We start from the raw sequence: 26,383 nt of genomic DNA, 5'->3' as shown, positions 1-26,383 counted from the left end.
AAGGGTCGTCGCAGGAGCTCCGGCCGCAGGCCACGGGAGGTTCGGATGCCCGGCTTCGCCGCCGTGCCGGTCGCGCTGGCCCTGTGCGCGGGTCTGCTGGCGGGCCCCGCGCCGCAGGAGCGTGACCGCCCGGACTGCCGGGCCGGTCCGACCGGGTGCTACGACCTCTACACGTACGGCTACACCCTGGGGCTGCACCCGCTGACCGGGCCGGACGCCGTACGGAGGCAGCTCACCGACCACTTCTGGCTGTTCCCGGTCAGCGGCGGCTGCGCGGGGCGCATCCGGGCGGGGGCGCGGTGCGAGCTGGTGGGCGGCAACCCGGTGGAGGTGGAGTTCATCGGGGACGACTTCTTCCAGATCAACACGTTGCCGGGGCACCAACTGGGCCGGAACATGCACATCCGGTTCGCGTTCTCGCGGACCCTCGGCTTCCACACCCTGACGGTCCGGGCCTGGCAGGACCGGCCGACCGACTGCACGGGCGCGCCGCTGTGCAAGGCGGTGAACCGGACGTTCGCCTGGGTGACCTGGCGGGTGCTGGCGAAGACGCTGCGCTGGACAGCGTACGCCGCCTGAGCCGGGCGGAGCCACGCCCGGGGCCGGGGGTTCGGGTCCGGGTCCGGGTCCGGGTCCGGGTTCCGGGTCGCGGTTGGGTCCGGGCCGTTTCGGCGGGAGGGTCCCGTTTCGGTTCGGTTCGTTCCGGTCCGGTTCGGCGGGGAGACTTCCGGTCCGGTTGGAAGCCGCCCGGCGGACGGGCGCAGGCGCGCAGCCGTCCGCCGGGCGGAGATGAGGGGGCGTGCCCGGCCCGGTCGCCCGGTACGCGGGTTACGCGCGGGACTCCTCGTAGCGGCGGGCCAGCTCGGCCGCGCCGGACTCCGTGAGCGAGCCGTGCAGCCGCATCCGGGCGACTCCGCCGTCGGGGAAGGCGTCGAGGCGGACGTGGGTGACGACGGCCTGGGCGCGCAGCACGAAGCGGTGGAGGGTGTCGGGCTGGAGGCGGGTGCGCGGGATGATCTCGAACCACTCGCCGGTGTCGCCGTTGCGGCCCTGGAGGGCGATCCAGCCGGCGGAGTTGCCCTTGAGGTAGGCGGTGTCGATCTCGACCGCGCGGACCGCGCCCTGGGCGGGCAAGCGGAAGCGGACCCAGTCGTTGGTGTCGCGGACCCGGCGGCGGCGGTTCTCCCAGCCGTCGTCCATCTTGCGGGAGGTGCCCGGCAGGATGATCTGGGTGGGCGAGGAGTAGAAGCGGTCGGAGGCGTCCTCGTACGTACCGCCGTTGAGGACCGAGAGCAGGTCGACGGTGCCGAGCGCGGCGAGCCAGGCGGGATCCGGGACGACCTCGCCGTGCACGCGGAGGCGGGCGATGCCGCCGTCGGGGTGCTGGCAGAGGCGCAGGTGGGTGTAGCGGCGGCCGCCGGTGATCTCGAAGGCGTTGGCCGCGTGGCCGCGTACGGGGGTCGGCGGGAGGATCTCCTCCCACTTCACGTCGTCGGCGAGGAGCTGCTCCGGGCCCGGGGCGCCCTCGACGGACGCGGCCTGTACGGAGACGCGCTGCGGGTAGTTGCCGCGGAAGTGGGCGGTGTCCACGATCAGGCCGCGGATGATGCCGGGGGCGCCGAGGCGGACGATGGCCCAGTCGTGGTCCTCGGGGGCCGGGAAGGGGTGGCCGGCGTCCGCGCCGCGGCGGCGGCGGGTCTCCCAGCCGTCCATGATCTTGCCCTTGTGGCCGAAGCGCTCGGGGTCGAAGACGGCGCGTTCGCGGATCAGCAGGTTCTCGCGCTCGGCGAAGAACTCGTCGTTGGCGGCGATCACGCCCGCGCCGAGGCGGCGGTCGGCGAGGTCGACCAGCTCGGTGAAGGGGAGGTCTCCGGCCTCGCGGTAGTCGGCGTAGGGGTCGCCGCCGCCGTAGGGCGCGGCGTCGTTGGCGTGGGGGTCGGTGTCGGGGTCCTGGAATGCGGTCTCGCTCGCGTCGAAGGTCATGCCCCTCACCTTGACGCCACCGAACCTGTCAGGTCCATCGAAAGTTTCCGTACGTACCGTTCAGTTCTGCTGAACGGTTTCGGGGAACGACCGAGCGGTCTCGGTGAGTGCGGCGAGGATTCGGGCCACGGCGGGGCCGCTCTCGGCTCCGTGGCGGACGGCCGCGACGACGTGGCGGCGCGGCCGGTCCGTCTCCAGCACCCGCATCACGACGTCCTCGCGGCGCTCGCGGGCGGCCATCCGGGGCACCAGCGCGACCCCCATGCCGGCCTCGACCAGGGCGAGGATGGCGGTCCAGCCGGCGGCGCTGTGGGCCTGCTCGGGGACGAAGCCGGCCGCCTCGCAGGCGGCGGTGGTGATCTCGGACCAGGGGCCGGAGCCGCCGAAGATCCAGCGGTCGGCGGCCAGGTCCGCCAGGCGCAGCGCGGGCGCGCCGGCCAGTGGGTGATCGGCGGGGAGCGCCACGTCGAGCGGGTCCGCGAGCAGCGGGAAGAGGCGGAAGCGGGGATCGCGGGCGGTCGGCGCGTGGGCGGCCAGCGACAGCGCGAGGTCCACCTCGCCCGCGGTGAGCAGGTCGTACGCCTGGGCGGCCTCGGCCTCCCGTACGCGCACGTCGGGCCCCGGGCGCTCCCCGGCGCGCAGCAGCCGGACGGCGGGCACGACGAGGGCGGGCACGGCGGTGGAGAACGCGGCGACGCGGACCTCGCCGGCCTCGCCGCGCAGATAGCCGGTCAGTTCGGCCTCCGCCCGCTCCAACTGGGCGAAGACCGCCTCGGCGTGGCGCAGGACCAGGTGGGCGGCGTCGGTGAGGCGGACCCGGCGGCCCTGGGCCTCCAAGAGGTCCACGCCGAGCTGCTTCGCCAGGTTGGTGAGCTGCTGGGAGACCGCGGAGGGGGTCATCAGCAGGGCCTCGGCGGTCGCCGTGACCGTGCCCCGGTCGCGCAGGGTGCGCAGGATGCGGAGCTTCTTGACGTCCCACTCGGTCATGGGCGCAACCTACCGCCCGGCGCGGGGCGGGGACGCGGTCCTACGGGCCGGGGCGCTCCGGCCCGGGACCGTGTACGGGGCCGGGGCCCGCGCACTCGCCCGTCACCGGAGCGTGCGCGTCCGGGACGTGCGTGTCCGGGGCCGCACGCACGGGTGCGCCGCCGGTGGAGACCACCGGCGGCGCACCCGACGAGCTTGGTGTGCCCGTGCGGGTCAGACCTGCTTCTTCGACTTGTCCAGGACCATGACCAGGGCCGTGATCACCACGAACAGGGCGATGGGCGCGACCACGTAGAGACCGACGGTCTCCATCACGCTCAGGCGCGGAGCCGGGTCGTCACCGTCGTCGGGCGTGAGCGCGAGCGCCGGGTTCGACATGAGCAGCATCATCAGCGTCGTCCCGGCCGCAACGACGCCGGCGCGCATAGCGTTCTTCTTGTCCACGGTGCCAACGTAGCGAACGCCTAGGGACGGCGCTCGCCCGGGGGTGCCGTACGAGGCTTTCGGGGCCTCAGGACCTCCATCAGCGCGTGCAGCCGAGGAGAGGCGGTGATCTCCTCCAGGGTGACCGGATGGCCCTCGCCGTCGGCGATCGGGAGCCGCCAGTTCGGGTACTGGTCCCAGGTGCCGGGGAGGTTCTGCGGACGGCGGTCGCCCACGGTGTCGGGGAGCCAGACGCCGGTCAGCAGGGCGGGGGTGCGCAGGAGGAAGCGGTGGACGGCGCGGACGGCCGCCTCCTCGTCGCCGTCGCCCTCGGGGAGCATCCGCAGCCGGGCGAGGAGGGCCAGCCACTCGGCGGTGTCGGTGACGTCGTCGGTCAGCTCCTCCTCCAGGGAGCGGGTGAGCAGGCCGAGGCGGTGGCGCAGCGTCACATGGTCGCCGGTCAGCCGGGCGGCGGTGGAGGGCAGGTCGTGGGTGGTCGCGGTGGCCAGACAGGCGCGCCGCCACTTCTCCGGGGCGATCGGCCGCCCGTCGCCCTCCCAGTCGCGCTCGAACCAGAGCACCGAGGTGCCGAGCACCCCGCGCCGGGCGAGGGCCTCGCGGACCCCGGGTTCGACGGTGCCCAGGTCCTCCCCGACGACGGCGGTGCCGGCCCGGTGGGCCTCCAGGACGAGGACGGCGAGCATCGCCTCGGCGTCGTACGCGACGTACGTGCCGTCCGTGGGCGGGCGGCCCTCGGGCACCCACCAGAGCCGGAAGAGGCCCATGACGTGGTCGATGCGCAGGGCCCCGGCGTGGGCCAGCCGGGCGCGGAGCAGATCCCGGTAGGCGGCGTAGCCGGTGGCGGCGAGGGTGTCGGGGCGCCAGGGCGGCAGGCCCCAGTCCTGGCCGCGCGCGTTGAAGGCGTCGGGCGGCGCGCCGACGGACATGCCCCGGGCGAAGGCGTCCTGCTGGGCCCAGGTGTCGGCGCCGGCCGGATGCACCCCGACGGCCAGGTCGTGGACGACGCCGACGCCCATCCCGGCGTCCTCGGCGGCGCGTTGGGCCTCGGCGAGCTGGCAGGCGGTCAGCCAGGCGAGGCGGCAGTGGAAGTCGACCCGGTCCAGCAGGTCGCTCCGGGCGCGGGCGGCGCCCGGGCAGCGGGGGTCGCGGAGGGCTTCGGGCCAGGTGTGCCAGTCGGGGCCGTGCACCTCGGCGAGCGCGCACCACAGGGCGTGGTCCTCCAGCGGCTGCCCCTGCTCGGCCAGGAAGTCGCAGTAGGCGGCGCGGCGGCCGGGGGTGAGCGGCACCCGGACGACCAGCTCCAGCGCCTGGCGCTTCAGCTCCCAGACCGCGTCCCGGTCGATCAGCGCGCCCTTGTTCAGCACGGCCTCGCTGAGGGCGGCCGCGTCCTGGCGGAGGTCGTCCAGCGTGGCCCGGTCGCGGATGTGCCCGTACTCCGGGATCGACTCGACCCGCAGGTGCACCGGGTCGGGGAAGCGGCGGGAGGACGGGCGGTACGGGGACGGGTCGGTGGGGCGGCCGGGAACGGCCGCGTGCAGCGGATTGACCTGGACGAACCCGGAGCCCAGGGTGCGCCCGGCCCAGGCGGCGAGGTCCGCCAGGTCGCCGAGGTCGCCCATGCCCCAGGAGCGGGCGGAGAGCAGGGAGTAGAGCTGGACGAGGAAGCCGTGGGTGCGCTCGGCGGGCTGCGGGACGCGGGCCGGGGCGGCGATGAGCGTGGCGGAGGCCCGGCGGTGGTCCGGCGTACGGACGTGGATGCGGTGGACGCCGTGGGGCGGCGGGACCCACCAGGCGGGGACGCCGGTCCCGGCCGGAGCTCCGGGGGCGGGGGCTTCGGGGGCTCCGACTCCGGCGGAGGCCCCGGCGGCTCCGACCCCGGCGAGGGCTACGGCGGCAGCGGCTTCGGGGGCAAGGGCCGCGGCGGTCGCGAGGGCTCCGGGGGCGGGGGCTCCGTCCGTTCCGGCGGTCGCGGGGGCGGCCTGGGCCGCCGGGCGCGTCACGGCCGGGGCCGGGGCCGCCGCCCGGGAGCGCATGCTCAGCGGGGCGGGCGGGCGGCCTGCGGGGTGGCGCCCCGGGGGCCCGGACGCCTCCGGCTCGACCGTGACGGTCGAGCCGGAGGGGAGCGAGGCCAGAGCGGCCGGCAGGGGCTCGCCGGCCCAGACCACCACGGTGGGCGGCAGCAGGCGCGAGCGGGACTCCGCGGCGACGAGGGACCTCCGTACGTCCTCCGGGGTGCCGGCGTCGACGCCCAGCGCGGCGAGCACGGCGATGACCGTGTCGTCGGGGACGGACACCGTGGCATCCGGCGACGGGGAGTAGGAGGTGGCGACACCGTGCAGTGCGGCGAGCCGGGACAAGCCCATTCAGACTCCTGGGAACTCCAAGCCCCCTGCGGTGCCGGGTGCGGTCGGCTCGCTGGTCAGAGGGGCGACGGCGGCGAGCGGCGGCTCGCTCGTGAGAGGTGTGGCGTCGGCGAGCGGAGGCTCGCTGGTGAGCGGCAGGGAATCGGCGAACGACGATTCGCCGAGCAGGAGGGAGACATCGGCGAGCGGCGGCCCGCTGATCAGGTGGCGGACGTCGGAGCGGGGAAGTTCGCTGGTCAGTGGCGCGGAGTCGGCCTGGGCGGGTACCTGTTTGGAGAGGGCGGAGAGCAGAAGCTGCGCGGCTGCGGGCATGGTGGCCTCCTGGCCGTGGAGAACAGGACACAGCAAGCCCTACCCAGGCCACGCCCTGGCAGACGTGGACGTGATGTAGGCGTTATGACCAACGAGCCCAACGTGCTCCGGGTCACAGTCCGTTCCCCTGAACGGCAGGTATGGGCCGTTTTCAGCCAGTCCCTCCTGTCACAGCCGCCCCAGGGAACCCGAAGCTACCGCCAATCCTGGCAAAAACCGCAGAACGGCCACGCGCATTGACACCCTCGCGCGCGGGTGGTGGGCTCGGAGCCCTCCCGGGCGTCACCGCCGGGGACACCTACGAACGTCGACCGGCAGTGGATACGTACGAAGGGGAGCGCGACGTGCGGTTCGGGCGCAGAAGTCGGGCGACGGCCGTCGCCGCCGCCGTGATCGGCGGACTCCTCGGTTCCGTCGTGGTCGCCCCGGCCGCTTCGGCGGCCCCCGCGGAGCCCGGCAGCCACGCCGGCGACCGGGCGGGCCGCGCCGAGACCGCGCCGCCGCCCGTCTGGCCCCGCCCGCAGAGCATGCGGACCACCGGGCCCGCCGTGAAGCTGGGCGCCGAGGCCACCCTCGCCGCCGCCCCCGACGCCGACCCGTACGCCGTGGAGCAGGCACGCGCGCTGCTGCGCGAGGCGGGCGTGCGGACCCTGCACGAGAGCCTGCCGGGCCGTGGCCCGGTCGTCCGCCTCGGCGGCGCCGGGGCGGACGAGGCGCTGCGGGCGCTGCGCGCCCCCGGCCGGGGCGACCTGCCGTCGGGCGGCTACCGGATCGCGGTCGGCGAGGCCGCCGGGCGCGCCACCGTCGCGCTGGACGGGACCGGCGCGGACGGCCTCTTCCACGCCGTTCAGACCCTGCGCCAACTCGTCGCCGGGGGCGCGGTGGCGGGCGTGACGGTCCGGGACTGGCCGGGAACCGCCGTACGCGGCATGACCGAGGGGTTCTACGGACAGCCGTGGACCCGTGAGGAACGGCTCGAACAGATCTCGTTCATGGGCCGCACCAAGCAGAACCGCTACCTCTACGCGCCGGGCGACGATCCCTACCGGCTGGCGCGCTGGCGCGAGCCGTACCCGGCGGGCGAGCGGGCCGGGTTCCGGGAGCTGGCCGAGCGGGCGCGCGCCGAGCACGTCACGCTGGGCTGGGCCGTCTCCCCCGGTCAGGCGATGTGCATGGCCTCGGACCAGGACGTCCGGGCGCTGACGGAGAAGGCCGACGCGATGTGGGCGCTGGGCGTCCGGGTCTTCCAGCTCCAGTTCCAGAACGTCAGCTACAGCGAGTGGCACTGCGATCTGGACGCGGAGACCTTCGGCGACGGTCCGAAGGCGGCGGCCCGCGCGCAGGCCCGGGTCGCGGGGGCGCTGGCCCGGCACCTGGAAGAGCGGTACCCGGGGTCGGAGCCGCTGTCGGTGCTGCCGACGGAGTTCCACCAGGACGGGGCCACGGACTACCGCACGGCGCTGGCGGCCGAGCTGGACGACCGGGTGCAGGTGGCCTGGACCGGGGTCGGGGTGGTACCGGAGAAGATCACCGGGAGCGAGCTGGCCGGGGCGCGCGCCGCGTTCCGCCGCCCGCTGGTGACGATGGACAACTACCCGGTCAACGACTACGCGCAGGACCGGGTCTTCCTCGGCCCGTACACCGGCCGGGAGCCCGCTGTGGCGAGCGGTTCGGCGGCGCTGCTGGCCAACGCGATGGAGCAGGCGTCCGCCTCCCGGATCCCGCTGTTCACCGCCGCCGACTTCGCCTGGAACCCGAAGGCGTACGACCCCGACGCGTCCTGGCGGGCGGCCGTCGAGGACCTGGCGGACGGGGACGCCGCGGCCCGTGACGCACTGCTGGCCCTGGCCGGGAACAGCGCGGGCTCGGTGCTCGGCGCCGAGGAGTCCGCCTACCTCCGGCCGCTGCTCGACGCGTTCTGGGGCTCCCGCGCCGACGCCTCCCGCCGCGACCGGGCGGCGAAGGAGCTGCGGGCGGCGTTCTCCGTGATGCGGCAGGCCCCGGACCGGCTGGAGACCCCCGCCGACGGGCGGCTGTCCGACGAGGTCCGCCCCTGGACGGATCAGCTGGCCCGCTACGGCCGGGCGGGTGAACTGGCCGTCGATCTGCTCCAGGCCCAGGCCGCCGGGGACGGCGCCGCCGCCTGGCGCCGCCAACTGGCCCTGGAGCCGCTGCGCGAGGAGATCGCGGCGGCCCGGGCGACGGTCGGCGAGGGGGTGCTGGACCCATTCCTGGACCGGGCGGCGAAGGTGGCCGCCGGGTGGAACGGCACCGACCGCGCCTCGGGCCGGGTCACCAGGGACGCCCGCAGCCACACGGTCCGGCTGGACGCCCCCCGCCCGGTGGAGGCCGTGACCGCGCTCGCGGAGCCCGGGGCCGCCCTCGCGGGCGCGGTCGTGGAGGCCCATGTGCCCGGCGAGGGGTGGCGGACCCTGGGCGAGCTCTCGCCGAGCGGGTTCACCCAGACCGCCGCGAAGGGGCTCCGCGCGGACGCCGTCCGGGTCTCGGCGCCGAGGGCGGCGCGGGACGCCGGGCCCCCGTACCTGAGTCCGGGCCTGCCGGCCGCCCCCGCCGTCCTGGCGGACGGCCCGCGGCTGCGCGCCCTGGTGCCGTGGTTCGGGGACGACCCCGCCGCCACGCTCGACCTGAAGCACGGCGCGACCGACGCGGAGATCGGCGGCGATCCCCAGCGGGTCGCGGCCCGGCTGGCCGGCCGGCGTCCGGCGGAGGTGAAGGGCAGGCTCACCGCGAAGGCGCCGAAGGGCATCGAGGTGCGGGTCCCGAAGCAGACGACCGTGCCGCGCGGCTCCCGTACGGAGGTGCCCGTCGACATCACCGTCCCGGCGGACACCCCGGTGGGCGAGTACGAGGTGCCGCTGGCCTTCGGCGGCCAGGAGTCCACGCTGACCGTGCGGGCCTTCCCGCGTACGGGCGGCCCCGATCTGGTGCGTACGGCGACGGCGTCCTCGTCCGGTGACGAGACCCCGGACTTCCCCGCGTCGGCGGCGGCCGACGGCGACCCGGAGACCCGGTGGTCCTCGCCGGTGCGGGACGACGCGTGGTGGCAGGCGGAGCTGCCGGAGCCGGTGCGCCTGGGCCAGGTGGTGCTGAGCTGGCAGGACGCGTACGCCGCGCGCTACCGCGTCCAGGTCTCCGCCGACGGCCGGACCTGGCGCACCGCCGCGACCGTGACGGAGGGCGGGGGCGGGCGCGAGTCGGTCCGGATGGACGAGAAGGACACCCGGTTCATCCGGGTGCGGGGCGAGGACCGGGCGACCGAGTACAGCTACTCGCTCTGGTCGGTGGAGGCGTACGCGGTCGCGGACGACTGAGCCCCGCACGGTCGGCGGACCGCCGCACATCCGCCGGCCGAGCCCCGTACGGGCGGCCGCCCCACCGCGGAGCCGCCGCCCGTACGCGCTGCCCGCCCGGCGGACGGCGAAGGCCCGGTCTCAGGCGGAGACGCCGTCGATCCGGGCCATCACGTCGTCCGCGCCGAACGGTTGCAGGTACGGCAGCCAGCGCGGGTCGCGATGCCCGGTCCCGATGATCCGCCAGGCCAGCCCGGTCGGCGGGGCGGGCTGGTGGCGCAGGCGCCAGCCCAGCTCGGGCAGGTGCCGGTCGGCCTTGACGTGGTTGCAGCGGCGGCAGGCCGCCACCACGTTGTCCCAGACGTGCCGGCCGCCCCGGCTGCGCGGGATGACGTGGTCGACGCTGGTGGCGGCGGCCCCGCAGTACACGCAGCGCCCGCCGTCCCGGGCGAACAGGGCCCGCCGCGTCAGGGGGACCGGACCCCGGTAGGGGATGCGGACGAAGCGCTTGAGGCGGACCACACTGGGTGCGGGCACGGCCTGGGTGGCACTGTGCAGGAAGGCGCCGGACTCCTCCAGGCAGATGGCCTTGTTCTCCAGGACGAGGACGAGTGCGCGGCGGAGCGGTACGACGCCGAGCGGCTCGTACGACGCGTTGAGAACCAGGACGTGCGGCACGGTGGATGCCTCCTTGTACGTCGGCGGCGCGTGGCTCGCGCCGGGACGATCCGATCTCAGTCTCTCCTCATGCCTGGTCGGAGCGCCACCACGTACGGGTAACGGGCCGGGAGGATTTTTCTCACCCCGGGCCCCGCGCACCGCCCGGCGACGCCGAACAGGTGTTTCACCTGCGTGGCCGGAGGGGCTGTGCGATCGGCCACAGCCGAGGGTTCCCGGTGAGACCCGTCTCTCCTTCCGATTCGGCAACGATCCACTCCCCCGGCTTCGTTACTGTTACTGACCAGCCGTCGTCCCCCTGGAGGTCCCCGTCGTGTCCTTGTCCGTCCTCTTGGCCGCATCTCCGTCTCCCGAGCCGGTCGGCTCGCTGGGCGAAGCCGCCGAACAGGCCGGGAACGCCGCGGGCTGGGTCGAGGAGAACTGGTCCACCTGGCTGAGCACCGGCCTGCGCATCCTGCTGATCATCGCGGTCGCGATCACGCTGCGTTATCTGATCCGGCGCGCCCTGACCAACCTCATAGACCGGATGAACCGCAGCGCGCAGGCCGTGGAGGGCACGGCGCTCGGCGGGCTGCTGGTGAACGCGGAACGCAGACGCCAGCGCTCGGAGGCCATCGGCTCCGTCCTGCGTTCGGTGGCCTCGTTCCTGATCATGGGCACGGCCGCCCTGATGGTCCTGGGCGCCTTCAAGATCAATCTGGCCCCGCTGCTCGCCTCGGCCGGTGTCGCCGGTGTGGCGCTCGGCTTCGGCGCGCGCAACCTGGTCACGGACTTCCTCTCCGGCGTCTTCATGATCCTGGAGGACCAGTACGGGGTCGGTGACACGGTGGACGCGGGGGTGGCCTCGGGCGAGGTCATCGAGGTGGGGCTGCGCGTCACCAAGCTGCGCGGCGACAACGGCGAGATCTGGTACGTCCGCAACGGCGAGGTGAAGCGGATCGGCAACCTCAGCCAGGGCTGGTCCACGGCCGGGGTCGACGTCACCGTGCGCCCGACCGAGGACCTGGAGCAGGTCCGCAAGGCGATCACCGCGGCCGCCGACGCGATGACCAAGGAGGAGCCCTGGTCCGAGCGGCTGTGGGGACCGGTCGAGGTGCTGGGCCTGGACGCCGTTCTGCTGGACTCGATGACGGTCCGGGTGACCGCGAAGACGATGCCGGGCAAGTCGATCGGCGTGGAGCGGGAGCTGCGCTGGCGGATCAAGCAGGCGCTGGACGAGGCCGGCATCCGCATGATCGGCGCGATCCCGCACGGCCTGGACGGCGAGTCCGCCGCGGACCCGACGGCGGCGATGGCGGCCCCCTCCGCCTACGCCTCGGCGACCTCCCCGCAGTCCCTGGCGACCACTCCGATCCCGCCGCCGACGAACCTGAACAAGTAGCGGCCGACGCGGAAGGGGCGCTCCACCGGAATCCGGTGGAGCGCCCCTTCCGCGTCACGGTGTGACGGTCACTTCTGCTTGTCCTTCTTGTTGCAGGGGAGTTGGGCGTTGATCTCGGCGCGGGTCATGACCTTGCCCTCATGCGTGACGAACTCCCCGTCCGCCAGATCGACCGATTCGAGTTCGGCGAGATCGACATACCCCGATCCGTTCACGGTCCTGTCCTTCCTCACCTGTCTCGTGTCGACGTAGAACTCGTCCGGCAGGGCGCCGGACAGATCCTTGGTCACCTCGGCGAAGCTGCGCGGACTGTTCACCTGGAAGATCCCGCCCCGCGCCTCGGCCGTCCGGGGCCCCCGAGCGCTCCAGAGCGTCTCGAAGCCGCCCTTCTCCTCGTCCTTGCTCGGGACGGCGATCTTCGCGCTCTCGACCGTCTCGCCGGAGCACAGCGGCATGGCCACGACCAGGTCACCACCCGTCATGCGGAAACCCGCGTAGGCGATCGGGCTGTTGGGCGGGATGCACGACGTGAGAGCGGCCAGCGTCACGCCGACAAGCAGGGCGGGGAACAGGTACGTGGACGTCATGGGCAGTAGTAGCCCCCGTCGACGTAGTCCGCCTGCTCCTCGTACTTGTTCCCGCATGGGTTCGTACCTTCCATGAAGTATTCGGTGATGAAGTCGGCTCCGTGCTCCTCCCACTGCTTGACGTGCTTCCGCTCGTGCTTGAGGCGCTTGTCGGAGACGAACTCGGGCGTACCCGGCTTGGTGGTGTACGTGTCCCCCACTGTGGTTCCGCCTCTGGCCGACAGGGGCATCCACCCCTCTGTGCAGACAGTCAGATCGGCCCCGTTGTTCTTGCACGAGCCACCCGTGAGACGCGCACTGTACTCGTACAGCTCTCCGAGCGCATCGCTCTCCAGCCTCTTGACCTCCCGGTTCAGCCACTCAATCGGATCGGGGCCCTTCGAACCGCCACCACCGCCGGCCGGCATGTTCGCGATGTGCAGGCGCAGGAACTCCGCCTGGCACTCCTTGTTGCAGCCCGTCATGTCCACGAGGGGCAGGAGCTTGGCCTGCGGGGGCGGGGTGCCGAGCATCATCATCCGGATCTGGTCGGCGCGGGTCTGGCGGAGGGCCAGCAGGCGCTGCTGCTCGTAGAGCGCGGCCGCCCGGCACTGCGGGCCGCAGGTGTTGCCGGACACGTTCTTGCCCTTGGACTTGATCGGCCCGCTCGTGCCGCCCTGGCCGCTCGCGCCCACCACCGGCGGGGAGACGGTCTCCTCGGCGGCGATCACATCGGGCGAGCAGTTCTTGGAGCAGGTGAACGAGCCGAGGCCGGTCGGGTCGGACAGGGTCACCGGGTTGTTCTCCGCGTAGGAGTAGCCGTTCAGCGACTGGTGCTTGTCGCTCTCCAGCAGCGGGTCGACGCTGAGGAACCGTCCCAGCAGGGCGTCGAACTGGCGGGCCCCGATGTGGGTGAGGCCCGTCCCCGGGTCCGTCGGCTTGCCGAGGAACCTCTTGTCGTCGGGCCAGTTGCCGGGGCCGGTGCCGCGCGGGGCGCCGAACGGCGTCGTGTAGCGCCGGATCACCGCCTGCGTGGTGGCGTCGATCGCGAGGCTGGAGGTGCCGTGCCGGTCACCGGCGAGGAAGGTGACGCGCTGGCTTCCGGACTCGTTGGTGCGGACCGCGACGACCTCCTCGCCCGCCCGGTAGGAGCGGGTGCCCCAGGTCTTGCGCGTGGAGCCGGTGGCCCGCAGGTGGATCTCCGTGCCGCCCAGGTACAGCACGCTCTCCCCGTCGCCCGTGGCGCGGCGGATGAGCAGGGTTCCGTCGGCGTCGTAGACGTAGTCGGTTCTGCGGCTGCCCTCGGTGAGCCGGGAGAGCCGCCCCTCCGCGTCCCACAGCAGGCTCTGGCCCGCCGTCGGTCCCGGGCGCTTGGTGACGTTGCCGGTCCTGTCGTGGACGTACGCGGGAGCGACCGCGTCGCACGGCTTCTCGCCGGTCGCCTTCGTGGTCGCCGTCAGGGCGTGGGGGCGGGCGGCGTCGGTGTAGCAGTAGGTGCTGGTGGTCCCGGCGCCGTTGACGTCGTACTGGGTCTCGGTGCGGCGCTGTCCGCCCTCGTCGTACGTGTACGCCGTGCGGTACGGGGCCGGTCCGGCGGGTGTGGTGCCGGAGCAGTCGGCCGTGGCCGAGGTCCGGGCCTCCTTCAGCCGGCTGTACCCGTCGTACCCGAAGCACTGCGTCTCGCCCTTGAGGACCGCGTCCGGGTTGGGGGTGTCGGTGATGCGGGTGACGTTGCCCGCCTGGTCGTAGGTGTAGGAGAGGTCCTGCGGTTTGTACGGCGCCGTCTGCGGGGTCGTGACGTAGGAGCGGGTGACCCGTCCGGTGCCCTGGTCGTACTCGTTGTTGAGGTAGGTCTTCCTCGCCTCCGCCGCCCCCGACACCGCGAGGGTGAACTGCTGCGGGCGGCCGAGCACGTCGTACGCGGCGCTGTGCAGGTAGCCGGAGGCGCCGGAGGACACCGAGGCGGTCTGGCCGGTGGACGTGTAGGTGTACGCCACGCGCTCCGCCGGGAGTCCTGCCACGGCCGGTTCGTTGGTGTACTGCACGGTGCCGTCGAGGTTGTACGCGGTCTCGAAGTCGTAGCTGCTCTCGGCGGCGCCCGAGACGACGAGCGGTTCCCCGGCGTCGAGGGTGATCCGGGAGGCGGTGGCGCGGTACCGGCTGTCGTAGGCGGTCACGGCCTTCGTGTACGCCCTGCCGGTGGGGACGGCGCCGCCGTCGTAGCGGACGGAGCTCGTCAACTGGCCCTTGAGCAGGGTGTCGAAGGTCCAGTGGGCGAGCTTGTTCGCATCGGTGCGGGCGCCGGACCACAGGTCGGTCGTGCGGCCCAGGTCGTCGTAGCCGTAGAGGAGCTTGCGCCCCTCCGCGTCCTCGGTCCAGTCCGGCCGGTCGGCGGCGGTGTAGCCGGTCGAGGACGCCCCCTTGTCCGGGTCCGTCGAGGCGGTCCGGCGGCCGAACAGGTCGTAGGTGTAGGTCCACCTGCTGTTGTCCGGGCCGGTGATCGAGGTCTCCTTCCCGTCGAGGGTGTAGCCGAACCGGGTCGTCGTGTACGCGGCCCCGGCCTCCTTGGTGTACTCGCTGTCGGCCGGCTGGGGCGAGGCGTACTCACGGCGTTGGGCGGTCCGCCCGAGGGCGTCGGTGATCTCGCGGGTGGCCCGGCCGCCTTCGGGGGCGCTGGTGGCCGTGGAGTCGCCGGTGTAGCTCTTGTACGTGGTCCACCGGTCGACGCCGAAGACGGCGAAAGTGTTGCTGGTCTCCCGTCCCGCACCGTCGTGGATGAGGTCGTTCTGTTTCGGCGCGCCACCGGACTCACCGCGTGTGTACGTGGAGTTGGGAGCGGACGTGGAGTCGTAGATCTCGCTCAGCGTCTGCCGCGCGAGACCGCGCGAGTCGTAGCGGGTGTCGGTGAGGACCCGGCCGCCGAGCGGGGTGGGTGTCTGTTTCTGCAGGGGCCGCAGCAGCGAGTCGAAGATCTCGTACGACGTGCTCACCGTCGTCGACGACTTGATGACCGACGTCCCGACGGCGGGCGCCTTGCCGCGCTGGAGCGTATAGGTGTGGCCGATGCTGGCGCTCTGGCCGGCGGCGGCGTTCCGGTCGGGCAGCCAGACCTGGCGGAGCCGGCCGAGGGCGTCGTGGGTCTGTTCGGTCTTGCGGTTGTTGGCGTCGTACTTCTGGACCACCAGACCGCGCACGCCGTCCAGCACGCTGATGGTGCGGTGCCCCTTGGCGTTGGTGACCGTGTTGCGGGTGGGGACGCCGGCCCCGGTGGGCGCGTAGACGGTCGAGGTGGGCTTGCCGGCGGCGTCCGTCACGCTCAGCGCGCGGCCGAGCGCGTCGTAGGTCGAGCGGGTGGAGAGCTGCCAGCCCTTGGGCGCCCGTTCGCCGCCCGTCGCGGCCGCCGGGTATCCGGTGGCCCGTCCGGTCCAGGTCTCCGTGCCGCGGGTGGGCTCCTGGGCGGGCGTCCAGCCGGTGGCCGTGGCCCCCGGTGCGTCGTAGACCGTGGCCGTGTCGGCCAGCACGTCTCCGCGGGTGGCGGAGGAGGCGGGCAGCGAGAGCGCCGTCTCACCCGTCGCGCAGGAGCGTCCGACGACGCGGACACGGGAGGTGAGGTCGGTGAGGCCCACGGCGTCGTTGCGCGCGTACCAGGTCCTGGTGCACGTCTCGTCCCCGGTCCTGGCCAGGTCGCCGGTGCTGTCGACGCGCTCGGGCATGCCGTAGGAGTCGTACGTGGTGGAGGTGCTGGTGGAACGCCAGGTCTGCGAGCGCGTGAGGTAGGTGTGGGTGGTGGCCTTCCCGGTGCGGACGTAGTACGCCTCGGTGTCGGCGAACGATTTGTGCTGGGTGGCGGTCCGGGCGGACCAGGGGTCGTTCACGGTCACGGTGACGGGGGTGTTCCCGTCGTACGTGACGGTCTGCCGGGCGAACCCGGCGTACTGCTCGGCGTCGGTGACGTCGGGCACGTCGAGGCCCGCGACGTCGAGACCGGGAACGCTGACGGTCCGGGTGCCGCCCGCCTTGCGGGGGTCCTTGTGCATGCCCTGGAGGTACGTGGACACGGTCCTGCTCCGCGTCCCCGTCGCGGCGCCGGTGAGCGTGGTGACCTTCTGGTAGCCGCGCCAGTTCGACCAGGTGCGCTCGTCGGAGGGGACGAACGGGCTGGTGTTGTAGCGCCAGGCCGGCTTCTCGTACGCGTAGGCGTGCTCGACGGTCTCGCCGTGGCCGGCGGGGTCCCCGAGGGTCACCGCCAGGACCCGGTACTTGTGGTACCAGTCCAGGCTGGCGTCCGTCGCGCCGTTGACGTTCCAGTAGAGCGGGTAGCACGACAGCGCGTTGTCGTCCTCGGCCGCCGGCATCCGGCTGCCGCGGACGCACTCCGGGGCGCTGTAGGTCACGGTGGTGAGCGCGCCGGTCTCCGTGGTGACGGTGTTCAGGCGGGGGCGGGTGAGCGGGAGGATGTTGCCGCCGCCGGGCTGGGTCCCGCCCTCCACCCGGTTGGGGCGCGTGTGGTAGGTGAAGTCCACCGGGTCCAGGGTGATGGCCGTTCCGGTGTGGCCGGTCCTGCGGACGCTCCGGAGGACGAGGGTCTGGTCGGAGGAGTCCCCGATGTCACCGCCGTCCAGGTAGGTCTGGTCGAAGGCCCAGGAGTCCACGGGGTCGTAACCGCCGCCGGTCTTCGCCTGCACCTCGGTCGTGATCTTCGTCAGGAGCTTGCGGGAGAAGAACGACGGGCTCTCCGCCAGGCACTTCTCCTTGTCCGCGCCGCGTGCGCAGATCGCGTCGAAGGGGACGTCCGGCCAGTTCTTGGCGGTGCTCTCCGTCAGCTTCTCGCAGTCGGAGGCCGTGCACCGCTCGGCGTGGCCGAAGCCGACCCGGTACGGGGCCGTGGCGGTGAAGAGGGTGTCGCTCCGCTGTCCGTAGAGGATCCTGTCGAGGTGGCCGCCGCGGATGTAGGACGTGTCGGCCTTGTCCTGCTTGTTCTTCCGGTAGTGGTTGTCCTCCTTGGTGTACCAGTACGTCATGGCGTTGCCGTGCACGTCCTCGACGAGGTCGAGGTTCCACCGCCACGCCTGGTTCAGGGAGCGCTCGGCGAAGGTGTCGCCGTTCTTGTGGCCGGGCTCGTCCTCGTCGTCGCCGAACACCGGCACGGTCCAGGCCGAGTTGGTCCGCTGCGCGCCCGCCCCGGGCAGCTTGTCGAGCCCGAAGTGGTAGGTCGTCCCGTCACCGGTGGTGACGGTCCAGCTCTCGCCGTTGTCGTCGCCGTTGTCCGCGCCGGTGCGGTGGACGACCTTGGAGGCGTCGTCGTCGCTCAGCCGCCAGGCGCCGGTGGTGTCGTCCTTGACCAGTTCGGACGCCTTGCCGTTGAGGACGAGGGAGGCGTTGTCGTACTTCCAGCACAGGTCGTACTGCTTGCTGTGGCCGTCCTTGGCGCACGAGCCGTACTGCCGGTCGATGTACGACACCGCGGAGAGCCCGAAGCCCTCGCCGACGTCGGTGCCCTGGTTGTTCGTCGAGGAGTTGCGGCCGTCGACGGACCCGGAGTCGTAGGAGAGGTCCAGGGAGGGCTGAGGTCCGGCGGAGGGCGCCGGTCCGTCCATCGGGTAGGACCAGGTGAACGAGCCGGACGAGCCGCCCGCCTTCCAGGTCGAGGAGGAGGCGAGCGGGGTGGCGGAGAAGTCTCCCGCGCCGCCCGCGGACTGTCCGGTGCCGGCAGCGGCGACGGCCAGGACGACGGGCGCCGCCTTCGCGCCGGCCGGGAAGGAGACCTCCGCCGACAGCCGCTGCCCCGTGACGTCGTTGCGGGTGTCGAGCGGGCTGGCGTCCTGGCAGCCGGCCGCTCCGGGGGTGGTGAGGGCGCAGGCCGGCAGCCGGGTGAGGCTCAGCCGTCCCGCCCAGTCGCCGCCGATCACGGAGGCGAAGGAGGCGTAGTCGACGGTCAGTTCGGCGGTGCCGGACCGGTCGCCGCGCGCGGTGAGGAGCACGCCGCGTACGCCGGCCGCCGCTGCGGCCTTCCGGTCCAGGACACGCACGTCCACGGCGGCCGGGCCGGCCGCGCGGCCCACTCGCTCGACGGTGACGGGTACCCGGCCGACGCGGGTGGGCGTGCCCTTCCCGGCCGGGGCGGCCACGACCTCGGCGGCCCCGGCGGCCGGCCAGCGGGAGGCGGCGCGCTCGCTCGCCGCCCGCCCCGTCTCGGCGGCGTTGCGCGCGGCGGAGCGGACCGCGGTCCGCCGCGCGGCGGCGGCGCCGTCCGCCGGCACGGCCTCGACCTCGCTGGACCGCTGCTTCGGTACGCCGGGGCGGCCGGGCCCGCCGGCAGCCTGCGCCACCGGGGTCAGGCCGACCGGAACGGCGAGGACGACGGCGAGGGCGAGCACCACGGAGGTGCGTGCTCCCGTACGGCCCGGTCCCCCGGGCGCTCTCCGGAAGAGAGCCGCCCTCCGGGGTCTCCGTTGGAACGCTTTCGACTTTCCGCGCATGGCGGAACCACCCCCACAGGTCACGAATGATTGACAGCCGGTCCTCGAACCGGGTGGGGCCGGCCGCCGGATCCGGCGGCCGGCCCGGTGCGGTCAGTCGCCGACGACTTCGGCGATCTGGTCCACGTCGGACATCGCTCCGGCCCAGAGGCGGACGTCGTCCACCCGGGCGGGCAGGTGGTGCCCCCACGCCGTGGTGCTGTAGCCCTTGCCGACGGTGAAGTCGCCCGCGCCGACGGCCGACGTCCAGGTCCGGTCGGCGTCGTTCTGCTTCAGTCCGACGTGGAGCCGGACCACCGGCCCGTTCGTCTCGTCGAGGGCGTCGAAGACTCCGGTGAGCCTCACCGGGCTGCCCAGCTCCGCCACTTCGTCCGAACTGACCCAGTCGCCCGCCCCGGTGGCGCCGACCCGGCCGAAGTGCCACAGCCCGACCGGGGCCGTGTACTCGTTCCCGTCGTCGTCGAAGCGGGTCTCCTTGCCGGTCAGCTTGAACCAGAGGCCCCAGGAGGAGCCGTTGGCCGTGCGCTGTCCGGCGACCTGTCCGATGTATCCGATCTCCTTGGCCGCCAGGGCCTCCTGGTCCAGTTCGACGGCGGCGGTGACCGTGAAGGACCCGGACTCGTCGACGACCGGGCCCGCGGTGGCCGCCGCGTCGTCCTTGCCGTCGAGCACCAGGGAGCGTCCGTCCAGAGCCGCCCCGCCGCCGAGCGCGAGGTCACGCCCGTAGCCGGTGGTGCGGTCGGTGAGAGCGGCGCCGGACGCTCCGGCGGCGTCCCAGTGCGCGACGAGTTCGACGTCCGCCTGTCCGGTGCCGGGCGACAGGGTCCGCGCCTCCGTGGCCACCTCCTCGGGGGAGAGGACGCGCTGCCAGGCGGCGACCTCGTCGATGGACCCGTGGAAGTTGTTGTAGTACTTACCGGCCCACTTGTAGCGGCCGATCTGGAGCCCGCCGGGTGCGGCCCAGGCCCCTTCGACGGTCCGGGAGGCCTGGCGTTGGCCGTTGACGTACAGCACCAGCGTCTTCGTGGCCGGATCGTAGCTGCCCGCCAGGTGGGTCCAGGCGTTGGGCACGGCCGGCTGCCTGCCGCACACGCCGAGGTACGCCTTGCCGTCGTCGGCCTCCTGGGCCTTGGTTCCGAAGCACCAGGAATCGTAGGTGTTCTCGTACCAGAGGAGGAACGGGCTGTAGGTCGCGCCGTCCTGCGAGAGGACGACTCCCTCGGTCTTCCTGTCCTCCATCCGGACCCAGCTCGCGACGGTGTACGCGGAGCGGGTCTCCAGGACCGGAGCGCTCGTCGAGGCGTACGCGGTGGTCCCGTTCAGCCGGAGACCGGTGTCGGTCCTCGGGGTGGCGAGGGGCGTGCCGTCGGGGCCGTGGCGGAGTTCGCCGCGTCGTCCCAGCCCGTCGCGGACGGCGCCGCCGTTGAGGGTCGCGTTCTCCTGGTTCGCGGGGACGGTGGTCGAGGAGTCGACGGCGGCGCCGCTCGCCTCGTCGAACCGCCAGCGGCCGACGGGGCCCTCGCCCGCCTTGACGAGGAAGCTGACGATCTGCGAGGCCCCCCAGGTCACCGTGTCCTTGGCCCGGACCTCCAACTGGTAGGTGCCCGTCGCCGGCGGGGTGATGTCCACGCTCACCGTGGAGCCCTTGATCTCGGCCGACCAGGTGCCCTTGTTCGCCTGCCGGTACTGGTAGGCGACGTTCGTGTCGCCGCTCGCCGGGGCGAAGGTGAACTTCCCCTTGACCCCGGGGCCGCCGCCGGGCAGGCAGACCGCCGTGCACAGGGTGTAGGGGCTGCCGCTCGCCGGGGTGATGACCGGGGACTTCGGCCGGGACCGGTCGACCGTGAAGTAGCAGGGGCTGGTGTAGCCGGTGTTGAGACGGTTGTCGCCTGCTTCGTCGTAGGACAGGGTGAGCGCCTTCAGGCGGTACTGCACGCCCTCGGCGAGCGTGGGCAGCCGCCGGTTCTGGGCCGCCCCGCTCCCGACGTAGCCCGAGGTGGGCCCGTCGAGGTCGGTGTGGGCCACTGACCAGGTGGACCCGGACAGCTTCTCCGTACGCCACCGGATGCGCAGGTTCGCCTGGGAGGTGCCGCCGGGGGCCGCCATGGGCTTCCCCGTGACGAGGGGGCCGGGGTCGGCGATGACCGAGGGGGCGTCCGCGTCACGCGAGCACACCACGCCGTTGCCGGTGACGAACCCGGTGGCGGTGGGCAGCGCCGGGAGGCCGACGTACTTCACGATGAGCACGGCGTCGTTCTTGAAGCGCTTCCACGCCGCGGTGTCGCCCTCGTCGTGCGCCTTCAGCATCAGGGTGAGCCGGGAGAACTTGCCCGCGGCGAAGCTCTTCACGGTCGGTGTGAGGTTCTCGTTGGACTCGCTGGGCGAGTCCTCGAAGGTGATGGGGGCGTCCGGCGAGTCCGGGTCGCACGCGGAGCCGCGGCCGGCGGAGACGCTCCGGTCGACCATCAGGTCCAGGTTGGCGGGGCGCGAGGACCAGGTCGTGGAGGACGAGATGTTGTTCGTGCGCACCAGGTCGACCACCCGGGGATCGCACTGGAACGCCCAGGGCTCGGTCACCCGGAAGGCGGCGTGCAGGACGTTCTTGCCCTTGAGCTCGGCGGGTGAGAACTCGAAGTAGAGCCGCTGCGTGTAGCCCGGGCCGCAGTAGTAGACCCCCCAGGTGCCGCACTTGCCGACGCCCTTGCCCTGGTTGTCGTCGCCGTTGCCCCAGCCGTAGGACTCGTAGCCGTCCGACCTCAGCAGGATCCGCTCCGAACCGCCCCAGGTGACGGGCGGGTCGATGAAGAGCGGGAAGGCGGCGGGGGGCGTGCCCTTCAGCATCCCGGCGTCCGGGACGAGGGTCAGGGAGTCCTCGGTGACCTGGACGTCGACGCGCTCGACGTTGTCGCCCTGCCCGGGTTCGGCGCCCTGGCCCGAGGGGGACGACTCGGCCGGGTCGGCGGGCTTCTCCGGCGCCGGGGAGGCCGGGGCGCCGGACTTCGCCGAGGCGCCGGTGGCCGGGTCCGCGGACGTCACCGGGCTCCTGGGGGCCGTCGCCCCGGTCGCGCGCCGCGGCGCGGACGCCGGTGCGGCGGCTCCGGCGGAGTCCCACATCTGGGCCGGGGGCGACCGGAAGACGGTCTGTCCGTCCCCGTCCACCGCGGCCAGATTGCCGGAGCCGCCCTTGCGGACGTCCAGGCCGGAGGTCTCCATCCCGAGCGTCAGCTTCTTGAGCCGGGGGTCGGCGGCGGCCTCGGGCGTCCTGACCACGAGGACCTGCTGGAAGCTCTCCACCGTCGCGGTGACCTTGAGGTCCACGTCCGGCAGCACGTCGGCGTAGACGGCGCTCGCGCCGTCGATCCGGGGCGTGGGCAGCTTCTGCGGCCAGGTGAAGCGCAGCGAACGTCCGGACTTCTCGATCCGCGCGAGGGCGTCGTCACCGCCGCCCGACAGGGCGATCGAGACCGCGGCGGCCTTCGGCCCGACCGTTCCGTCGGAGCGGCGTTCGAGCGTCGCGTCGGGGGCCTGCCACCCGCCCGCGGCCTTGGCGACCCGTACGGGGACCACCGATTGTTCGAGGGTGAACGTGGCGCCGTCCGGGTTGGCGTACACAGTCGCGTATTCCGTGCGGCGGGACTCCACCTCCGTACGGGTCCCCGAATCCCGGGCCCGGTCCAGGGCCCGTTCCTCCTCGGTGGAGGCGGGCGGGTTCTCCGCCGCCTCCGCGCCCCGCGCCTGCGGCACCGGCATGACCAGCAGCAACGCCAGCGCCAGCAGAGAGGCCACTCCCCCGGACCGTCTTCGGGTACGCCGAATGTCCGAACCAAACTCCACAGTCCCCACCCCAGAGTCACAAGAACAACACAAGCGGGGGCAGAGTCAATGGCATGGCGGATCCCGGCGTCAAGCAAGAAGTTCGCGAAAACAAACGCTGAGGCGATCGCAAATCGGCCACCGGGACCGCACGCTCCAGCCGTACCGATCGCACGTCGCTACGCTGCGCCAGCACGCCGACGGCCGACCGGGGCGACGAAATCGCCCACGCCCCGCGAATGCCCGCGAAAAACGATCAACCGGAGGGGTCCCGACCGCTACGGTCGCCGAGCGTCACGGCCGCCGGCCGCCGCTCACCGCCGTGATGATGGCGCACATAACGCTTTGATTGGCCGATAGTCGCCCCCATTGACGCCCCGGCGACCTGCGTCCTAACGTCCTCCCCAGCGAACAGGAAACTTTCCTAACAGAGTCGCGGGCGGTCGCCCCGGCAGAGGGCGGTGCATCCACGATGGCGGGAACCACTCCCGGTCCCCCCGGCACACCGGGCACCCCGCGGGTCCTGCGGGCCATGAACGACCGGGCCGCGCTGGATCTGCTGCTGGAGCACGGGGCGCTGTCCCGGACCCGGATCGGGAAGCTGACCGGGCTCTCCAAGCCCACCGCGTCCCAACTGCTGGCCCGGCTGGAAGCCGCCGGGCTCGTCGTGGCCACCGGGACCAGCGAGGGACGCCCCGGACCCAACGCCCAGCTCTACACGGTGAACGCGCGCGCCGCCCATGTGGCCGGGCTCGACGTGAACGGGCGGCGCATCGCCGCCGCCGTCGCGGACGTGACCGGGCGGACCGTCGGGGAGTTCGAACTGGCCACCCCCGGGCGGCGCACCGACAGCGTGGTGCGCCAGGTCGCCGACGCGCTCGACGGGGCGGTGAAGGACGCGGGCCTCGCCCGCGCCGACATCCACCGGATCGTCATCGGCACCCCGGGGGCGTTCGACCCGGGCACCGGGCGGCTGCGGTACGCCTCGCACCTGCCCGGCTGGCACTCCCCCACCCTGCTGGACGAGCTGGCCGCGTTCCTGCCGATGCCGGTGGAGTACGAGAACGACGTCAACCTGGTCGCCGTCGCCGAGCAGCGCCTCGGCGCGGCCCGGGGCCACGAGGACTTCGTCCTGCTGTGGAACGAGGAGGGCCTCGGCGCCGCCCTCGTCATCAACGGCCGGCTCCACCGCGGCTTCACCGGCGGCGCGGGCGAGGTCGGCTTCCTGCCGGTGCCGGGCACCCCGCTCGTGCGTCAGGTCGTCAGGGCCAACAGCGGCGGATTCCAGGAGCTGGCGGGCGCCCAGTCGGTGCCCCGGCTCGCCAGGGCGCTCGGCATCGACACCCCGCAGCAGCCGTACGCCGGGGTCGCCGCCGACCTGCTCGCGCGGGCGGCCGGGGCGTACGAGGAGGACGCGGCGCTCACCGAGCTGCTGCGCCAGTACGCCCAGCGGCTGGCCACCGGGCTCGCCTCCGTCACCGCCGTCCTGGACCCCGGGCTGATCGTGCTGGCCGGCGGGGCGGTCGCGGCGGGCGGCGAGGTCCTGCGTTCCCTGATCCAGTCCGAACTGGCCGAGCTCGCCGCCTCCCGGCCCCGCCTGGTGGTCGGCGAGATCGACCGCACCCCCGTCCTGCGCGGCGCCCTGGAACGGGCGCTCGCCGACACTCGCGACGAGGTGTTCGACACCTCGCGCTGAACCACGTCCGTTCCGTCCTCCCCCGTTCCACCCCGCTCCGCCCCTGTCCTGACGTCTGAAATCTCTTCCCCTCCCTGGGAGTTCCGTCATGCGCACCAGCCGTCTCACCACCACCGCCGTCGCCGTGGCCGCGATATCGGTGCTCGCCACCGCGTGTACCGGCCAGTCCGAGGCCGGGGCCTCCGACGACCCGAACGCGAAGACCACGATCAACTTCTGGCACGGCTGGAGCGCGCCCTCCGAGGTGAAGGCGGTCGAGGCGAACATCGAGCGGTTCGAGAAGGCCCACCCGAACATCACGGTGAAGGTCTCCGGCAACATCAACGACGACAAGCTGAACCAGGCGCTGCGCGCGGGCGGTTCGAACGGACCCGACGTGGTCTCGTCGTTCACCACCTCCAACGTCGGCAAGTTCTGCTCGTCCGGGGCGTTCGCCGATCTGAAGCCGTTCATCGAGAAGTCGAAGCTCGACCTGGAGAAGACCTTCCCGAAGGTCCTCCTCGACTACACCCAGTTCGAGGGCAAGCGCTGCGCCCTGCCGCTGCTCACCGACGCCTACGGCCTCTACTACAACAAGGACGCCTTCGAGAAGGCCGGGATCACCGCGCCGCCGAAGACGATGTCCGAGCTGGCGAGCGTCGCGAAGAAGCTGACGGTGGAGAAGGGGGACGGCTACCAGCAGCTCGGCTTCATGCCGACCTTCCACGGCTACGAGACCGTCGCCGACCACTACCTGTCCTCCTGGGACCACAAGTACTTCGACGAGAACGGCAAGTCGAACATCGCCAAGGACCCGGCGTTCGCGGAGATGTTCACGTACCAGAAGAAGCTGGTCGAGGACCTCGGCGGCTACGAGAAGCTGGAGAAGTACCGGGGCACCTTCGGCGACGAGTGGGGCGCCAAGCACCCGTTCCACACCGGCCAGGTGGCCATGCAGCTGGACGGCGAGTGGCGGCTCGGGATGGCCGAGGACGCCGGGGTCGGCTTCGAGGTCGGCGTCGCGCCGATGCCGGTCGCCGACGACGAGGCCGACAGCTACGGCAAGGGATTCCTCTCCGGCACGATCGTGGGCATCGCCCCGGCCAGCAAGAAGCAGAACGCGGCGTGGGAGCTGGTCGAGTTCATGACCAGCGACACGAAGGCGGTCGTCGACTTCGCCAACGGCATCCGGAACGTGCCCTCCACCTTCGAGGCGCTGAAGTCGCCCGACCTGAAGTTCGACCCGCGTTTCACCACCTTCCTGGACATCGCCCAGCACCCGAAGTCCAACACCCCGGACGGGGCCGTCAACGGATCGACGTACCAGCAGACCCTCCAGGACTTCGGCTTCCAGTACGAGAAGGGCGCGGTGAAGGACCTCCAGGCCGGCCTGGAGAAGACGGCGCGGCAGATCGACACCGACATCGCCAAGGCGAAGTAGCCCCCGATGACGACGCACACGCTCCGCTCCAAGCGCCGCAGATCGGCGCTGCGTACGACGGCCTTCATGTCGCCGTGGCTGATCGGGTTCTCGGTCTTCTTCGTCTACCCGATGGTCTCGACCGTCTACTTCTCCTTCACCCACTACGACGGTTTCGGGGCCCCGGTCTTCAACGGGCTGACCAACTGGACGTACGTCTTCACCGACTACCCGATGTTCTGGCCCTCGCTGCGCAACACGCTGTGGCTGGTGCTCGTCATGGTCACCTGCCGGGTCGTCTTCGGGCTCGGCGTCGGGATGCTGATCACGAAGATCAAGACGGGGGCCGGGGTCTTCCGGACCCTGTTCTACCTGCCCTACCTGGCCCCGCCGGTCGCGGCGACGCTCGCCTTCGTCTTCCTGCTCAACCCCGGCACCGGGCCCGTCAACGCGCTCCTCGCGGAGGCCGGGCTGCCGGCGCCCGGCTGGTTCAACGACGCCTCCTGGTCCAAGCCGGCGCTCACCATGCTCGCGGTGTGGGGCATCGGGGACCTGATGGTCATCTTCATGGCCTCGCTGCTGGACGTGCCGACCGAGCAGTACGAGGCGGCCGAGCTGGACGGGGCGTCGGCCTGGCAGAAGTTCCGCTTCGTGACCCTGCCGAACATCTCGCCCATCGTGCTGTTCGCCGTGGTGACGGGCGTCATCCAGGCGATGCAGTACTACACGCAGCCGCTGATCGCCGGAAAGGTCGCCGCCGGAGTCATCGGCGGCTCCGGCCAGTCCTTCGAGCCCGGCTATCCCGACAAGTCGACACTGACGCTTCCGCAGCTCGTCTACAACCTGGGCTTCCAGCGGTTCGACTACGGCGCCGCCTGTGTCGTCGCCCTCGTCCTGTTCGCCCTGGCCATGGCCTTCACGGCGCTGCTGATGCGGGGCCGCAACAACCTGATCTCGGCCGGTGACTGAGC

Annotated in this window: 15 protein-coding genes; 6 read left to right on the top strand and 9 right to left on the bottom strand. The window is 72.8% G+C overall.

Annotation, left to right across the window (positions count from 1 at the left end):
* Window positions 1-45 precede the first annotated feature (45 nt).
* Window positions 46-579, top strand: coding sequence for a hypothetical protein (locus IF19_RS0108530; RefSeq protein ID WP_030116603.1), 534 nt, complete (start codon window positions 46-48; stop codon window positions 577-579).
* A gap of 249 nt (window positions 580-828) precedes the next feature.
* Here the strand turns inward: IF19_RS0108530 and alc are convergent, their stop codons facing one another.
* From alc to IF19_RS0108505, 5 genes are all read right to left on the bottom strand, one after another.
* The gene (gene alc / locus IF19_RS0108525) at window positions 829-1,983 is read right to left on the bottom strand and encodes an allantoicase (RefSeq protein WP_030116602.1); all 1,155 of its coding nucleotides are present in this window, start codon (window positions 1,981-1,983) and stop codon (window positions 829-831) included.
* Window positions 1,984-2,043: 60 nt separating this feature from the next.
* Window positions 2,044-2,970: a LysR family transcriptional regulator gene (locus tag IF19_RS0108520; protein ID WP_030116601.1), complete on the bottom strand. Its 927-nt coding sequence runs from the start codon at window positions 2,968-2,970 to the stop codon at window positions 2,044-2,046.
* Window positions 2,971-3,183: 213 nt separating this feature from the next.
* Window positions 3,184-3,414, bottom strand: a complete 231-nt coding sequence (locus tag IF19_RS0108515) for a hypothetical protein (protein ID WP_428835876.1) — start codon at window positions 3,412-3,414, stop codon at window positions 3,184-3,186.
* Window positions 3,415-3,434: 20 nt separating this feature from the next.
* Window positions 3,435-5,777: a 4-alpha-glucanotransferase gene (gene malQ, locus IF19_RS0108510; RefSeq protein ID WP_030121285.1), complete on the bottom strand. Its 2,343-nt coding sequence runs from the start codon at window positions 5,775-5,777 to the stop codon at window positions 3,435-3,437.
* Complete coding sequence (locus IF19_RS0108505) at window positions 5,778-6,089, bottom strand: hypothetical protein (RefSeq protein WP_030116598.1); 312 nt, start codon at window positions 6,087-6,089, stop codon at window positions 5,778-5,780.
* A 344-nt stretch (window positions 6,090-6,433) separates the two neighbouring features.
* Here IF19_RS0108505 and IF19_RS0108500 point away from each other — a divergent pair, with 344 nt between their 5' ends.
* The gene (locus tag IF19_RS0108500; RefSeq protein ID WP_030277533.1) at window positions 6,434-9,421 is read left to right on the top strand and encodes a glycoside hydrolase family 84 protein; all 2,988 of its coding nucleotides are present in this window, start codon (window positions 6,434-6,436) and stop codon (window positions 9,419-9,421) included.
* Window positions 9,422-9,541: 120 nt separating this feature from the next.
* Here IF19_RS0108500 and IF19_RS0108495 read toward each other — a convergent pair whose 3' ends face one another.
* Window positions 9,542-10,078 (bottom strand): HNH endonuclease, encoded by a 537-nt coding sequence (locus IF19_RS0108495; protein WP_030116595.1) that lies wholly within the window; start codon window positions 10,076-10,078, stop codon window positions 9,542-9,544.
* 313 nt (window positions 10,079-10,391) lie between these two features.
* Between IF19_RS0108495 and IF19_RS0108490 the strand changes: the two genes are divergently transcribed.
* Window positions 10,392-11,459: a mechanosensitive ion channel family protein gene (locus tag IF19_RS0108490; RefSeq protein ID WP_030116594.1), complete on the top strand. Its 1,068-nt coding sequence runs from the start codon at window positions 10,392-10,394 to the stop codon at window positions 11,457-11,459.
* Between the two features lie 68 nt (window positions 11,460-11,527).
* Here the strand turns inward: IF19_RS0108490 and IF19_RS0108485 are convergent, their stop codons facing one another.
* From IF19_RS0108485 to IF19_RS0108475, 3 genes are all read right to left on the bottom strand, one after another.
* Window positions 11,528-12,046: a hypothetical protein gene (locus IF19_RS0108485; protein ID WP_030116593.1), complete on the bottom strand. Its 519-nt coding sequence runs from the start codon at window positions 12,044-12,046 to the stop codon at window positions 11,528-11,530.
* A complete protein-coding gene (locus IF19_RS0108480; RefSeq protein WP_234313247.1) occupies window positions 12,043-18,405 on the bottom strand; it encodes an RHS repeat domain-containing protein in 6,363 nt (2,120 codons plus the stop codon). The genes IF19_RS0108485 and IF19_RS0108480 overlap by 4 nt, the downstream gene beginning before the upstream one ends.
* Before the next feature lie 192 nt (window positions 18,406-18,597).
* Entirely contained in the window at window positions 18,598-22,254 is a 3,657-nt protein-coding gene (locus IF19_RS0108475; RefSeq protein WP_050493948.1) for a LamG-like jellyroll fold domain-containing protein, read from the bottom strand.
* A gap of 535 nt (window positions 22,255-22,789) precedes the next feature.
* Here IF19_RS0108475 and IF19_RS0108470 point away from each other — a divergent pair.
* The 3 genes from IF19_RS0108470 (at window position 22,790) to IF19_RS0108460 (ending at window position 26,381) form a co-directional block, all read left to right on the top strand.
* Window positions 22,790-24,013 (top strand): ROK family transcriptional regulator, encoded by a 1,224-nt coding sequence (locus IF19_RS0108470; RefSeq protein WP_030116589.1) that lies wholly within the window; start codon window positions 22,790-22,792, stop codon window positions 24,011-24,013.
* A gap of 88 nt (window positions 24,014-24,101) precedes the next feature.
* Window positions 24,102-25,433: an ABC transporter substrate-binding protein gene (locus tag IF19_RS0108465; RefSeq protein WP_030116588.1), complete on the top strand. Its 1,332-nt coding sequence runs from the start codon at window positions 24,102-24,104 to the stop codon at window positions 25,431-25,433.
* A 6-nt stretch (window positions 25,434-25,439) separates the two neighbouring features.
* Window positions 25,440-26,381, top strand: coding sequence for a carbohydrate ABC transporter permease (locus IF19_RS0108460; protein WP_030116587.1), 942 nt, complete (start codon window positions 25,440-25,442; stop codon window positions 26,379-26,381).
* The last annotated feature ends 2 nt before the right edge of the window (window positions 26,382-26,383 follow it).

The sequence above is a fragment of the Streptomyces californicus genome (genome assembly GCF_000717645.1).
Taxonomy (GTDB): Bacteria; Actinomycetota; Actinomycetes; order Streptomycetales; family Streptomycetaceae; genus Streptomyces; species Streptomyces californicus.
Note: the sequence above shows the minus strand (reverse complement) of the source record. Positions and strands in the feature narration are given on the sequence as shown.

Excerpts from the sequence above, each read along its gene's own strand:
- IF19_RS0108505 (WP_030116598.1), bottom strand. The coding sequence starts at position 6,089 with ATGCCCGCAGCCGCGCAGCTTCTGCTCTCCGCCCTCTCCAAACAGGTA.
- IF19_RS0108530 (WP_030116603.1), top strand. The coding sequence starts at position 46 with ATGCCCGGCTTCGCCGCCGTGCCGGTCGCGCTGGCCCTGTGCGCGGGT.
- IF19_RS0108460 (WP_030116587.1), top strand. The coding sequence starts at position 25,440 with ATGACGACGCACACGCTCCGCTCCAAGCGCCGCAGATCGGCGCTGCGT.
- IF19_RS0108520 (WP_030116601.1), bottom strand. The coding sequence starts at position 2,970 with ATGACCGAGTGGGACGTCAAGAAGCTCCGCATCCTGCGCACCCTGCGC.
- IF19_RS0108465 (WP_030116588.1), top strand. The coding sequence starts at position 24,102 with ATGCGCACCAGCCGTCTCACCACCACCGCCGTCGCCGTGGCCGCGATA.
- IF19_RS0108470 (WP_030116589.1), top strand. The coding sequence starts at position 22,790 with ATGGCGGGAACCACTCCCGGTCCCCCCGGCACACCGGGCACCCCGCGG.
- IF19_RS0108485 (WP_030116593.1), bottom strand. The coding sequence starts at position 12,046 with ATGACGTCCACGTACCTGTTCCCCGCCCTGCTTGTCGGCGTGACGCTG.
- alc (WP_030116602.1), bottom strand. The coding sequence starts at position 1,983 with ATGACCTTCGACGCGAGCGAGACCGCATTCCAGGACCCCGACACCGAC.
- IF19_RS0108475 (WP_050493948.1), bottom strand. The coding sequence starts at position 22,254 with ATGCCGGTGCCGCAGGCGCGGGGCGCGGAGGCGGCGGAGAACCCGCCC.
- malQ (WP_030121285.1), bottom strand. The coding sequence starts at position 5,777 with ATGGGCTTGTCCCGGCTCGCCGCACTGCACGGTGTCGCCACCTCCTAC.